The organism is Polynucleobacter sp. AM-7D1 (assembly GCF_018688455.1).
In the GTDB taxonomy this organism is placed as follows: domain Bacteria; phylum Pseudomonadota; class Gammaproteobacteria; order Burkholderiales; family Burkholderiaceae; genus Polynucleobacter.
In genome coordinates this window covers 279,398-293,567 of sequence record NZ_CP061319.1, presented here as the reverse complement: position 1 = coordinate 293,567, position 14,170 = coordinate 279,398, and the positions used below count along the sequence as shown (strand labels likewise).

14 protein-coding genes are annotated in these 14,170 nt (G+C 37.3%); all 14 read right to left on the bottom strand.

Going from position 1 to position 14,170, the window contains the following annotated elements; translation table 11 throughout:
- Nucleotides 1-4 precede the first annotated feature (4 nt).
- Nucleotides 5-790: a class I SAM-dependent methyltransferase gene (locus tag GQ359_RS01585; RefSeq protein WP_215387211.1), complete on the bottom strand. Its 786-nt coding sequence runs from the start codon at nucleotides 788-790 to the stop codon at nucleotides 5-7.
- The gene (asnB, locus tag GQ359_RS01580; RefSeq protein WP_215387210.1) at nucleotides 780-2,696 is read right to left on the bottom strand and encodes an asparagine synthase (glutamine-hydrolyzing); all 1,917 of its coding nucleotides are present in this window, start codon (nucleotides 2,694-2,696) and stop codon (nucleotides 780-782) included. The genes GQ359_RS01585 and asnB overlap by 11 nt, the downstream gene beginning before the upstream one ends.
- Before the next feature lie 27 nt (nucleotides 2,697-2,723).
- On the bottom strand, nucleotides 2,724-3,929 hold the full coding sequence (locus GQ359_RS01575; protein WP_215387209.1) for a DegT/DnrJ/EryC1/StrS family aminotransferase: 1,206 nt from the start codon (nucleotides 3,927-3,929) through the stop codon (nucleotides 2,724-2,726).
- A 59-nt stretch (nucleotides 3,930-3,988) separates the two neighbouring features.
- Nucleotides 3,989-5,260 carry a glycosyltransferase family 4 protein gene (locus GQ359_RS01570; RefSeq protein WP_215387208.1) on the bottom strand — a complete coding sequence of 424 codons (1,272 nt, stop codon included), beginning with the start codon at nucleotides 5,258-5,260 and terminating at the stop codon, nucleotides 3,989-3,991.
- 12 nt (nucleotides 5,261-5,272) lie between these two features.
- On the bottom strand, nucleotides 5,273-5,794 hold the full coding sequence (locus GQ359_RS01565; protein ID WP_215387207.1) for a phosphoribosyltransferase family protein: 522 nt from the start codon (nucleotides 5,792-5,794) through the stop codon (nucleotides 5,273-5,275).
- Nucleotides 5,791-6,873: a DegT/DnrJ/EryC1/StrS aminotransferase family protein gene (locus GQ359_RS01560; protein ID WP_251367899.1), complete on the bottom strand. Its 1,083-nt coding sequence runs from the start codon at nucleotides 6,871-6,873 to the stop codon at nucleotides 5,791-5,793. The genes GQ359_RS01565 and GQ359_RS01560 overlap by 4 nt, the downstream gene beginning before the upstream one ends.
- Nucleotides 6,874-6,961: 88 nt before the next feature.
- Entirely contained in the window at nucleotides 6,962-7,669 is a 708-nt protein-coding gene (locus tag GQ359_RS01555; RefSeq protein WP_215387205.1) for a TylF/MycF/NovP-related O-methyltransferase, read from the bottom strand.
- Between the two features lie 43 nt (nucleotides 7,670-7,712).
- A complete protein-coding gene (locus GQ359_RS01550) occupies nucleotides 7,713-9,347 on the bottom strand; it encodes a hypothetical protein (protein ID WP_215387204.1) in 1,635 nt (544 codons plus the stop codon).
- Nucleotides 9,348-9,854: 507 nt separating this feature from the next.
- Nucleotides 9,855-10,901, bottom strand: a complete 1,047-nt coding sequence (pseI, locus tag GQ359_RS01545; RefSeq protein WP_215387203.1) for a pseudaminic acid synthase — start codon at nucleotides 10,899-10,901, stop codon at nucleotides 9,855-9,857.
- Between the two features lie 33 nt (nucleotides 10,902-10,934).
- Complete coding sequence (locus GQ359_RS01540; RefSeq protein WP_215387202.1) at nucleotides 10,935-11,381, bottom strand: hypothetical protein; 447 nt, start codon at nucleotides 11,379-11,381, stop codon at nucleotides 10,935-10,937.
- A gap of 7 nt (nucleotides 11,382-11,388) precedes the next feature.
- Nucleotides 11,389-12,030, bottom strand: coding sequence for a formyltransferase family protein (locus GQ359_RS01535; RefSeq protein WP_215387201.1), 642 nt, complete (start codon nucleotides 12,028-12,030; stop codon nucleotides 11,389-11,391).
- A gap of 49 nt (nucleotides 12,031-12,079) precedes the next feature.
- Complete coding sequence (locus GQ359_RS01530; protein ID WP_215387200.1) at nucleotides 12,080-12,754, bottom strand: hypothetical protein; 675 nt, start codon at nucleotides 12,752-12,754, stop codon at nucleotides 12,080-12,082.
- Nucleotides 12,751-13,437, bottom strand: a complete 687-nt coding sequence (locus GQ359_RS01525; protein ID WP_215387199.1) for a PIG-L deacetylase family protein — start codon at nucleotides 13,435-13,437, stop codon at nucleotides 12,751-12,753. The genes GQ359_RS01530 and GQ359_RS01525 overlap by 4 nt, the downstream gene beginning before the upstream one ends.
- A 100-nt stretch (nucleotides 13,438-13,537) precedes the next feature.
- Nucleotides 13,538-14,170: a pseudaminic acid biosynthesis-associated methylase gene (locus tag GQ359_RS01520; protein WP_215387198.1), complete on the bottom strand. Its 633-nt coding sequence runs from the start codon at nucleotides 14,168-14,170 to the stop codon at nucleotides 13,538-13,540.

Genomic DNA, 14,170 nt, shown 5'->3' with positions numbered 1-14,170 from the left:
GTAGTTATTTGGATTTTTTAGTGGCTCTAATTCCTAAAAACCAGCCAATAGAATTTGGTAGACATGATATCAACCATTGCGGAAGTCGATTAGTGTCTCCAGCCGTCAATAGTGGCGTTATGGAAATATTTATAAAATTTTCAAATAAACCTTCGACCTCACTTACGGTATATGCTTTTGTACCAATTGACTCAACATGGTTATACAACACGTTTTTAAATGACTTCCAAGGTTTGAGTTTTAGCAAAGCGAATTTAATCCAGACTCGAAGAGTGGTAAGGGATGGCCGTTGATAGAGCATCCCAATAAACTCACCATCAGTTTTTAAAACTCTAAATATTTCACCTATTATTAATTCAGGGGCATTAGAGTGGTGAATAACGCCCCAAGAATAAACTGCATCAAAGTATCCATCGGGAAAAGGGAGGGTCTCAGCATCAATTTTTTGCAGATTTGAAGTTAGGTCATAAAGCTCCAAACGCTTCCTTGTAACCTCAATTGCTGCCTCTGTTAGATCCACGCCATAAAGATCTGTATTAGCCCTAGCCCACTGTAAATGATCAGTCCCCGCACCAACACCAATTTCTAGGACGCGCTTTCCTCGATACCTAGTGAACTGGGCTATAGAATGAATAAATGGCTCAATAGAGTATCTGTAGCTTTCAACCCTCTCATACCAATCTATCGTAAGGGGGTCAATATCACCAGTTATATATTTATCTGTTCCACATGGAGTAATCTCCCAGTACTTTTTGACATCGCTATTAATTGATTTTGACTTAGTTAACATAATTTTTTCCAGGCTTAATATAAATTTCCCACCACTGAGCAACATTTAGTAAAGACCATGCGTTTGCTCGCTTATTGCTATTAAGAAGCTTTTCAACTTCCTCCCAATTCAATAGGTCACTCTGAATACAAAAATCTTTAAGTTTAAGACACGCGAGATCACCAAGTTCATTGCCCATCCATTCATCAATTGGAGCAGCAAAACCCTGTTTTTTTCTATCCAAGATCTCATCTGGTAAAAGTCCTCTCAGAGACTTCTTCAATATAGACTTTAGCACTCCATTTTTAATCTTAATATCCTGCGGTATACCAAGCGCTAACTCAATTAACTTGTGATCTAGAAAGGGTTCCCTAACCTCGATTGAGGCGCCCATACTCATCTTATCCACTCTCATGAGTAAAAGCTCAGGCAAACGAAAATTTAAATCTAAATAAGTCATCCACTGAAGAGAATCAACTCTTGGGGTTTTCTTTATGTATTTAACCCAAATTGATTCTATGGCAGACCAGGAATTTAAATCTCCATATTTACTCAGCATCCGACTAGAAAGCAGGTTCTTTTTTTGAACATCATTAAAGACTTCAGCACCCCAAAAAATAGGCAGTTGGCGACGGAATCTGTCTAAATATTCACAGTACCATCGATCACCTTTGCCAAAGGCTTTAAAAAATTTTAACAGGATGTTTATAGGTAGCAGCGGTCGTAATAGATCAAGAGACTTTTGCAACGACAGCATGAATTTCCAGTGCGGATATCCGCAGAACAACTCATCTGCTCCTTCCCCAACTTGACATACTATAACCCCAGAATCTCTAGCCAATTTAGAAACATAGTAGACGGGTACACAAACAGGGTCAGCCAAAGGCTCATCCTGGAGCCTTGCCATAATTGGAAGAAATTCAATCAAGTCTTGGGCGCTTAATAATTTCTCATGATAACGAGCATTAATTTGCACGGCGACTTTTTTTGCATATAGCAGCTCATTTTGATAGCTTTTGTATGAACCCTCGTATCCAATTGAAAATGTATCTATTGGGCCTAGGGTGCACTCAGAATTTAAAACCGCATTGGCACTCGAATCAACCCCACCCGACAAAAATACACCCACAGGAACATCGCCAACCATCCTGAGCTTTATAGATCTTTTGAGCTCACCTAAAAGCATTTCAGCCACTTGATCTTCAGATAAACCGCTTGTGTCATAGACATTATCCAATGCGTCCCAATACCTATGCTCTACAAACTCGCCAATCTCATTAAACTTTATCCAACTACCAGCTGGCAATTTAGAGATGCCGGAGAATAGCGTGTTTGGTGCTGGAACAGTCAGAAAGGAGAGGTAGTGAAAAAATGACTCCTCATTAACCTCTCTTTTTTGTTGCGAGTCCTCAAGCAATGCCTTTATTTCTGAAGCAAAAACAACTCTCTGGTTATGAATGCTGTAATAGAGCGGCTTTACCCCCACTCTATCTCTAATTAAAAATAATTCCTTTTTTAAAGAATCCCACAATGCAATGGAAAACATTCCTTGAAATTTTGATACGCAATCAATTCCCCACTCTTCATAGGCATGAATAATCACCTCAGTATCTGAATATTTCGTCTTGCACTTGTATTTACCTAGCTCATTAAGCTCTGCTCGAATATCAGAATGATTGTAGATTTCGCCATTAAAAACAATCCAAATAGTATTATTGCTATTGCTCATTGGCTGATTGGCGGCCTCAGATAAATCTATAATCGCTAATCTTCGATGAGCCAGACCAATTTTTTTATCTTTTGCTAACCACACCCCCGATCCATCCGGTCCACGATGGGCCATTGAATCTCGCATCCTCAACAAATAGTCTTCGGTCAACCTAAAATCAGATTGGCTAAAAGATAATGCGCCAGCAATTCCACACATAAATTTTCCTGGGAGGGGACTTACAAGTTAGTACACCGAAATAGAATCAGGATTTTCTGAAGTATAAGACCTGAGTACTTTAATGATTTTTTTTCTGTCCACAATACTCAAGCGGGAGTGCGATGGAATATTAATGATGTGCCTTGCAACTTTTTGAGAAAAAGGGAATTTATCTGGCTCATAATTAAATGGCCATCCTACTGGTAATGGCGATAACGGTCCGTCAAACCATCTCCCCAAATCAATACTTTGGCGCTTAAAGTATTCCAGCATTTGAGTTGGATTTTGCACCATCAGAGATACCCTGTTAGATACACAGAACTGATTATCGCTCTCGTAGATATGCGTCCTGTATCCCAATCTCCTTGCCTCTCTCGCAATTTCTATAAAATTTTTAGCGCACGCATTGGTAATCAGACTAAATTTAAGCCATTGAATCTCTGCCAATGCCACCTGCGCTATACCAAGCCGTGAAACAAAGCCATTTGGAATTAACCCAGCCAACTCTTCAATTGACGTTGAATTTCTAAAAAATCCAATCTTATAAAAGAACCCAATGACGTATTTTCCAAAAGCCTGAAAGAAAGCAGGATGATATGAAATGCCGGATACAGCTGTTTGAAAAAAATCTAACAAGGAGTGCCAGGTATTTTGCGATGGTAGTCGAGAATACAAATTTTTGGCCACATCAACGTATGCAGCATTTGAAATTAAAAGTAAGCCACCCCAACCGGTTGAAAGAGTTTTTGATAACTCCATAGAAAAAATTGCAGCATCCCCCTCAAGACCAATCAAGCTGCCATTTATCCTACTGCCAATAGATAATGCACAATCTTCAATGATCAAAATTCCCTTGGACCAGCTTTGGCTTTTTAAGTCTGCGACTGGAAAGATGTTGCCCAGGGTGTGCTGCACAACAATAGCCCTAGTGCTTGGCGTGACCGAATCCTTTATTTTTTCCACATTAATACTAAGACTATCGATATTGATATCAACATATACTGGGGTTGCACCAGTCGATAAAATTGCAGTCGGCACAGCTAAACAAGTATATGCAGAAATAATCACCTCATCACCAATGCCAATACCCGCAGTTCTGAGCATAAAAGCCAAGGCCCCTCTAGCATTTCCAAAACAATACCAATCGTAGCGCTTAAATTGCCCCCCTAGTAGGTCAATTAATCGCGCGTACAAATCATTCTTTTTTGTAGTGATTTTTTTTAATAAGCTCACTATAGCTCTTAGCATTACCCCAAAATTAATTGAGGCATAGTACAGTGCAATGTGTCTCTTCATAATCTAGAGCTAACATCGTAGATTATCTGCGCAACTCTTTTATTTGTTCGATCAACTGAAAATACCTCTACAGCCCTTCTATTCCCAGACCTTCCCAGGGTAATCCTTAAATTGGCATCGTCAATTAATTTTTTTAGCATCTCAATATAAATATGTTTATTTACTTTGCCATCACTGTCAATTGGTATTAAATAACCAGTTTCGCCATCAACAACCGCTTCTGCAATTCCCCCGCCAGCCCCAGCGATTACAGGGAGAGAAGCAGCCATGGCCTCCTTTATAGATACGCCCATACAAGCGCGTTGATTATAGGTGGGGGCCACTAACACATCTGCCAATTCATAAATTTCACGCTGATCAGAGTATGAGATATTTTCCATAACCTCAACCCTGTCTGGAAACTTCTGCTCGAGTGCATAAGCACTTTCGGTTAAATCTCCGGTTGCACCAGCAATAATAAATCGGCTATTTGGACTGTGTAATAACAATTCAGGCGCAGTGCTAACGACAACGTCAAGCCCCATGTCCTCAAGCATCCTCCCCATAAAAAATATTACTACCTCATCGCTCGTTAGGGAGTATTTATTCCTAAGTAATTTTCTTTTTTCTGGGGAATCTTTAAAGTTTAATTCCACCCCATAAAAAACTGGCTCAATATTTCTTGTAATCCCAATCTTTCTCAAACTTTGCGCACAATATTGACTAGACGACATTAATGAGTCTGGAATTTGAATTAGCTCATTAATGAGCTCTTTGTGTTTATCAAAAAATTCCGGCGCTTCATATATTTCGCCAAATATTGAAAGCATGATTCCTAAGCGCCCATTCCAATAGGAATTCAATGGAATTAGTTGCAAATTGGCATTAGCCAAATAAGCACTAATGACATTAATTTTCCTTGTATTGACAACCTTGTTAATTAGTACAGCCTTAATCATTTCCTGAACTAATTGTGATCTGGATAATCCTTTAAAAATGAGGGATTTATAAACATGAAAAAGTAATTTAAAGTTCGTCGGTAGGAATAACCTCCAAAACTGTCCTTTTAATCGGTATCTATATATTGAAATACCATCAATTATCTCTTTAGAATTTTGATTTCCAAATGTGATCACTTCCAAGTCTGAGACGCCGCACTTCATCAAGTATGGCGCTAAAAGCCTTAAGTGAGATGCAATACCTCCATAAGGCGGGGGATAAGGACCCAAAAATAGCAATCTAATACCCTTAAGATTCTGACACCCAAAGAAAGTGCTTTCTTCAACCATAATCTCTCGGCCCTAATTTAGATCTAGCAAGCAATCTGCTAATTTATTGGGCCCAGAACCTATTCCATAGCCTTCAATCCACTCACCGCCAAATGCGAACAATTGATACTTAATATTTAGGTCAACTGTGAGCTCACTTAATTTTGAGCCAACTACACAAAACTCTAAGCTTGCGGGCTGACGCTGCTTAAAAAGACTCATCACGTAAAATGGGGTTTTGCCACTGATAATTACTCCATCAACTAAAATTACATGCTTACCTTCAAGCGGTTGAGTGACATCCAAAAGAAGTTGAACTTCACCATTGCCAGATGGGGGAACATATGGTCTATAGAGTATTTGATGTAAATTAACCGGCAAATTAATCATCCTAGCCAAATCAACAACAAATTGCGAAGCGCCCGTCGACGAATAAACCATTTCTATTGACGTTCCGCAGTAATCAATCTCAATTTGACTCGCAATTGACTTGAGGCGGCTAACAATCTCCTCTCGGCAAGCAAAAATTCTTGGGCTTAATTCTTTACCAGTCATGCGGGGTCTGAGACTTGAGAATCTATAGCTGCTTTAACTTTGGTGCAAATATATTTAACTTGCTCGCTAGTTAATGCGGGAAAACTTGGAAGATTGATACCGCAACTGCTAATTTTTTTTGCCACTGGAAATAATTCATCAGACCTAAACACCGGCATTGATGTTGCAAGATTAAACACAGGGCGCGTTTCAACGCCACTCTCCTTAAGATACGATCTAATGACATTGCACTCAGATTGACTCCTTGCCAAAATTGACACCATCCAATATGAGTGCTGATCTCCATTTCTTTCTTTTTGAAATTCAATTGGATAGCCCTTTAATTCAGCTCTATACCAAGATGCAATCTCAATTTTTTTCTCTATTATTTTATTTGCCATCTCCAATTGAGCAACCCCGATTGCAGCACAAATATTTGTCATTCTGTAGTTAAAGCCAATCTCTTCGTGCCAATACTCCCTATCGAGGGAAACAGCTTGGTTCTTTAAAAAAGCGGCGCGATCTATTAAGGGGATGTGATTAGAGACGACCATGCCGCCCTCACCTGTCGTTATAGTTTTGTTGCCAAAAAAACTGAAAGTTGCAATATCTCCAAATGAGCCAACATATTTACCATCCTGCCTGGTACCAAATGCCTCCGCCGCATCTTCAATGAGGTATAAATTTTTATCTTGACAGATTTTAATAATAGGCTTCATGTTGCATGGAGCGCCATATAAATGTACTAATAATATCGCCTTGGTTTTATTAGAAATTTTCTCAGAAATTAAGCTTGGATCAATGTTCCAGGTGTCATTTTCCGAATCTACAAAAATAGGGGTAGCGCCAACGTAAGAGATTGCATTGATTGATGCTATATATGTCAAAGTTGGAACTATCACCTCGTCTCCCGGGCCTATTCCCAAAACTTTTAGCGCTAAATGCAATGCTACCGTTCCATTTGAAACAGAAGTAGATTTTTTTACCCCTAGGAAGCTAGAAAAATCTTCCTCAAACTGAGCAACAAAGCTACCCTTAGATGATATCCACCCCGTTCTAAGGCACTCATTTACATATTTAGACTCATTATCACCAATCATTGGCGAATATACGGGTATTGTCGATCTTGACTGATCTAGCATTTAGATTTGTTGGGGTTTAGTTATTTTAATTAGAAAAAAGCGGAAGTTAAATGGCCACAACAAAAAATGATTGGCCGAATGAAGAATAAGCCTTCCATGGAATTACTTTGAATCTTGGATTTTCAAGGCAAAATTCGTTAAAGGCACCCATCTCACCTTTGCTCTGATCTGGCGGAAAGCAGTACCAATCGTCGAATAGGATGACAGTACCACTAACCAACAATGGGTACACAAAAGATAACACTTCCTTAGTGGAAGTATATAAATCTACATCAATATGAACAATGCCGGCCTTGGGCAATTTAGATTGCAAGCTTTGAGTTAGACTTTCAGAATAAAAGCCTTTAATAATATTTGAGTTATTAAGAATTTTACCGGTATTTTTTCTCACAATATTTTTAAAATTTTTAACATCAGTAGAGAAGCTGCCCTTTTCAAAAATCCCATCATTAATGCTGCTTGTTGGCGGCAAACCCTCAAATGAGTCAAATGCATACGCTTCAGCCTGAACCATGCCCAAACAATTAAAAGCATTTATGGCGGAAGAAAAAGTTCTACCGGAGTGGCAGCCAAACTCAAAATAAACAGCGGGTATAATTTGTCCGTTATTACCTGCCACACGCACATAATTTATTGCCTCCAAAATATGAAGATATTTACTATCTTCATCCAAATACTGGTAATTTTTGATAGCTATAGATAGCCCCTTATTAAAAAAAAGAGAGCATCTCCTGAGAATTTTTTTTAGAATCATAATTTATTTTTCGCAATTCGATTGTCAGTACTTTATTAAAAAATTAAGCAGGCCAAGACTCTAGATTGGCCGCACTCTTCCCAAGCAAATAATCACATAAATAGTCCAATTTTCGATCACGACCAGGTTCAATTTCATCCAAAGTTTTAAATTGTATAGCTCCGTTGATATCACCGTACACAGTTTTTGTAAGAGTCCATGGATATAAACATCGTAAAAAATAGAAGAAAGAAAATAGCTTTAACTGCTCTCGATTAATATGCAATGGTTCGCCATTGCCTTTAAGTATCTCCGAATACTCTTTTAGAGTATTCGGCTCATGACAAAAGCCAAGATCTTGGTGAGAAGTTAGTCCAGCCGATACAACCTCAATATCATCCAATGCCATCTCCAGACCCAATGTACCATTAAAAATAATCCCAAGGTCGATATAAGGAAATAATTCATAGGTATTAATTTTCATTGATGGATCTATCAATGTGATGTTTTTTAAACCTTCAGGATATTTTTTCTTAATTGCATCGGCAACCCCAAAAGCCGAAGCTGTACCACCGTACGCCTCTGCTGGGTGTGGCTTAATATATATATGGGTATTAGTTTCATTTTTTACAATTTCTATAGTGGACAACACCCAGTCAATAACTCCATTAAATAAATTTCCACGACTGGATAATCCCACATCCCAATGAACATTAGAAAAGATAAATAAATTTCTATTTATTTTATTTATTTTTAGTTTTTTAATTAGGTTAGTTTGATAATCATTATTTAGAAAATAATTATCCTTTTTAAATATTTCAGATGCCCCATCTTTACGGTTATTAATAAACTGGTATAGCAATTCACACTCTTTCCCAGATAGCGGCACACCCCTTCTCTCTGTTAAATATTCCAAAAATCTTTTTTTTGCTGGAAATAGTTCAAAAATGTTGATCACAATAGAATTAAAATCAAATTGGGTTAGTGATATTAGCTTAAATCTGTTTGAACTCTTGAAGTGTCGAAAAAAAGGTCCCCAAGCACTATAAACAGCCATGTTTGATATAACTTGATCGGGACACCATGTTGCATCAATTTTTTGGGCAGCTTTTTTTGCAACTAAAGCAGTTCTTGTGTGTGCGAACCACACCTGCTTAACCGCAGAATTTTTCTCGGGTATGGCTCCATAGTAGTATCTTAAAACCGAATCTTCAACGTCTCTTTTGATGCCCATATCATCTATATTAAGATTGCCATCCCAGTGAGACATTATTTCATTTGTCTCCGCATCAATCTCACTTAAATCCTTATCATCAATCAACTCGCTCAAATTTATATAATCATATTTAAACATTGGTAAAAAATGTTTTCTATTAAACTTACATGTATGGCAAGGGTTTTTATTTTCTACGTTTCTTATGGATTTTATTTCGCAACCTGTCAGCATGCCATCACATATTAATACTTTTATTTGCGCTCCCCTTAGCTCCAAGGCCTTCATTAAATAAAGTAGATGCTTAAATTGGTAGTGATTGCATTCAATGAGCGGTAAAAATACTTTAACTGTATAGCTTTCTAAAATTGGTTTTATTTTTAAAATTTTTTTAATTTTCAGTAATGCAATAAAAAAAAATATTTCTTTAATATACCCAATAAGCCAACGAATTATTAATTTAGATTTTATAAATTTAATATTCATGAAGATTTTTTGTATATGCATACAGCCGATCTATAATCTAGGTTTTAGAAAGTATTTTTTACTTAAAGGTACCCCTATTGAATTGGTAAATAGATCAGAAGCCCTAAAGCAGAATATTTCCAAAAAGGATGTATTAATAATCGACCCTCTCTTTGAAATAAGTTAAGTTTAATATTACCCTGTAATGTGGCATTATAATGCCTCCACACTTCATAATCATTATAATTTTATAATTCATAAGATATAGTTGATCCACTGAAATCGTATGGGATCGACTTGTTGCCCCAATGTGGCAAGGATGAATAAACTTGACAAACAACTTCTGGTGCCAACACCATTGCAAACGAATGGAATTCAGACACGATTTTTTACTGTGCAAATATCCTCTCTAGGGACCAATCTAATCCAACCCCGCAATTATTAAAGTCTTTAGTACATCGGCAGAACAGATCAATATAAAAAATCTTTTGTAACATTCAGTATTAAATTTAGAAAATAAATCACAAATTAAAGCTCACTCAACAAGTCCCAAGTAACTGGCTGACCGCGATTTACATTTTTAACCAAAGTCTTTCCGACTAGCTCCTCAAAATATTTAGGGGGAAGACCAAATCCGGGACGAATTCGCCTTATATCACCTACCCCAATCCTATCGCCAGCCTTAAGATCTGATACAAAATATATTGATCTTTTAAATACCTTGCTCCCAACCTCAGAGCTTGGCCTTTCAAATCCCTCGCACCCCAGAGAGGCCCATGCATCACGAGTATCGCGCACCAATGCCCTTAAATCATCAGGCTCCATTGAAAAATCACTATCAGGTCCCTTGTGACTCCTACTTAGAGTAAAGTGTTTTTCTATTGCACAAGCACCTAAGGCGACAGCTGAAATTGCCGCCGCATTTCCTATTGTATGATCGGATAAGCCGACGGAAACGCCAAATATTTTTTTCAAATTTAAGATTTGCTTAATATTTGCCTGCTCTATTGGTGCGGGATAACTACTAACACAATGAAATAACAGCAAATTATTACAACCACCACTCCTCGCGGCCTCGAGCGTCTCAGAAATTTCATCTTGAGTAGCCATTCCAGTAGACATTAGCAATGGCTTGCCTTTTTTTGCAACGTAGCGTATCAGCGGCAAATCTGTAAATTCGAATGAGGCAATCTTATAAGCTGGCACCCCAATCTTATCCAGAAGATCCACAGCGCTCTCATCAAATGGCGTTGAAAATAGAGTTATTCCCAACTGCCTCGCGTAGCTAAAAAGCTCATCATGCCATTCGTAAGGAGTGTGCGCCTCAGAATACAGGTCATATAGCTTATAGCCGTTCCATAACCCCCCACGGACTATAAAGTCCTCATTGCTGCAATCTATAGTCATGGTATCAGGTGTATAGGTTTGTATCTTGATTGCGTGAACCCCACAATCTTTTGCAGTTTTTATCAGAAGCTTTGCACGCTCTATAGATCCATTATGATTACCAGAAAGCTCCGCAATTACATAAGGGGCTGCATTGTCGCCTATTTCATTACCTTCAATTTTGAACATAAATTTCTTTCAATAGAATATCCCGACAATCCATCATCTTATGGTCAAAGAAAACGTGGTTTGAATTTTAGTGCCGCCAATGTTCTGAATGGCTTTTTTAAGTCTATCGTTACTAGGTGATACGTTAATATGGAAATTAGATGATCTAATTGACTTAATTTCAGGTAGTGGCTTGTGACTCATTAATGCCCAACTGATGGCATATTCAATAGCATGATCATAGTTAGGGTCTACGAAAATTCCAACGCAATTATCATTTAGTAGGTATAAAGATCCGATATAACCATCATGAACTTTAATTAAGTACCATACCCTATACGGGCTGTTTTTAACAAAATTTTTATGATCATTATAAGTTGGCAGGGAGTTATGGCTTATATTGTGAACTCGTTTTTTTAGCAGTTCATAAAGAGCATCAATGTGCTCAATGGTTTTTTTTACTTTTATAAATGAGTATGGGTAGGTCGAAGAAGAATTCATCTTGTACTCACTCAGCATATATCTTTAAAAAATATTTTTTACCATCAATAATAAAAAAGGACGGCCAATTCTCATTGTTTGCAACCCTAAGTAAATTAAACTGCTCCTTGATATTTTTGTTAATATCCAACTTACCATCTATCAATGACCTCCTAGAATAAAAAGTCTGTTGTCCAACTTGTTTAAGTCTAGAAAAAATTGGGTACTCAAATAAAAACTTAGTAATTAATTTTGTTGTAGCACTAGCCTGTTTTTCTCGAATCTCATCATACAGCTCATAGCCTGTCAGTTCAAATTTATCCATTAAAACTATGTCGCCTGAATCAAGTTCACTTGTTGCCTCAAAAAGACAAATGGGTATGGAATTTGAGCCCTCTAATATTTGCCATTGAACGGGAGAAAACCCCTTTCCCCTCGGCAAATCACTTTCATGCACAACTAGATTAAATCTATTTTTAGCAAGAAATTCTGCATTGAGAACTCTTGTATAGCCCAGTATAAAAACAATATCTTGATGTTCTACTAAGTCATGGTTATGTGTGATTGCAACCTCATATTTATGGGGTGATATTTCAGTGCATAAATTAGAAATATAGGATTCAATCCAGTTATTATTTTTGTCCAATAAGAAAGTTACTTTATAAGCCACTTAATTTTCCCGAATCCATTTAATTTGGAAATTCTCAACTGAAAGGAAGTTAATTTTCATGGACTATTTTTACCTTCATTATCAAATCATTATTTGAAAATTTAGCTTCCGAGAACTCAAGTCTATGTCTTCCAAGATATAGATAAGCCCTCGGATAATCAAGACCATCCACCATCCTTACTCTATCGTAAATCTCTTTTACCGAGTAACTACCTAATAGTTCATTATCGGCAATTGATAATCTATTAAACAGAACAACCTCGCCCGACTGCTCGATTGGAATAGGATTATTGTTACAAATATATAGAATCAACCTTTCAACACAACCGGCAATTCTTAAAAAAATTTCCTGAATTGTTCCATCGAGAGAAACTTCTAAAGAATTATAAATGGCTCCTCCATCAAGAACGTCCGTCATTCTTAATGCACAAACTGGAGAAGTGGTAATGCCGCGAAGTAATAAATTTTGTATAGGGCTACCGCCCCTTCCATATGGCAATGGTGCAGTATGGAATGCAACGCATTCAAAGCGCTCATAAATCTCTTGGGGAACCCTCCAACTCCAATGTGGAAAGAATATATACCTAGGATTGATACTTTCAAGAAAATCTAAATTTAACCCTTCTTTTTTATCGATATTCAAGAAATTTAAATCTTTAAATTCATCGGATTTTGGATACTTTGCAAACCAATCTTTTGAAGATGCGATTATGTACTTAGTCATCGCTCTATCTTTCTAATCACTTCGAAAGCCTCTGCGAAATTGAGGCCAACCTGACTCCCCCTGTATTTTGCTAGATTTTCGATTCCATCATACGATCTAGAATGAGGACTACTTCTCATCTCACTATTATAAATATTCAAGGCAAGTAGTTTTTTATTCCAAACATTTTCAATATTAATATACAGATTTGGATTAAAAATTCCTGTTACAGACCTGTGCCCATAGTCTGTTGCAGAAGAAACCTCAAATAATCGAATTTCTTGCCAGCGTTCATCTGGCTGAGGGCGAAATGCTGTTAATGTTGCCTGACCAACAATTCTATGATCGATATTTAAATCGGCCGAGCTATGTGTATAAATAATTGTTGGATTTATCTTAATTTTTATTGCTTCAATAACTTTGACAATCTCCAATAACGGCACAGTATCGATGGCATTGTCAGGGAATGACCCCCCATCTAACCAAGAAAATCCAAGGGCATTAGCTACTTTCAAAGAGGCCTGCTCCCGCAATCGAACCTCACTAATATTTGAACCTCTAGCTCCAACACCGTCAGTCATTGACATGGCATACACAAAATCACCACACTCAATATGCCTTGCAATCACCCCTGCGAGACCAATAGTCTCATCATCTCTATGGGCAATAATTACCAAGACAATCTGACAATCTTTTGCGGTCATCGGTCACATACCATATTATTTTTTATAATTACATAACGACTTATAAGTTTTCAAAAAACTTTCACTCGAAAAACTTTAATTAGCCTCTTATTAAAAGTTTCTAATTACATTTAGTTTTTTCAAGTAAAAACCATGTAATATCGTCCTGAGGAAACTGTGGATCTCGCCGATAAACAAAGCCATAATCAACTAAATTCATGTTTTCAAAAGAATCCATTAACTCTCCAGCAAAATCTCTCTTAAAGAGTCTATCATGCTGATCATGATATTTAACCTCGACTGGAGTAGGATTATAGTACTCAGCAATTAATAGATATTTGGCGGTTGCTTGAACTAATTTCATATATACATCTGCAAGATGATCTGGGTTGATATGAATTAACACTCCTTTAATCAAAACCAAGTCCCAAGTTTTTTGTGGAACCCAGTCTAGTATTGATTTTTCATAAATATTTTCCGATGGAAAGTGCTCTTTTAACTGCTGCACTGCCTGGGAATTGATTTCAACAGCATTAAAGCGTGCATTATCTCCAGGAAATATCTTTTGGATTGCCCTCATATTCATTCCAATATTTGGCCCAAATTCGATCATATCTTTAAATTCCCCGACCTTTGCAAGGGCTTTTGAAAAGAAATTAATATTTGAGAGGAGGTAAGCCTCATCTTGGTTGCGCTCAATATATTCCCTACCAAATTCTCCGGCCCAAAATTCCTCCTGTTCAGTTTTAAACAT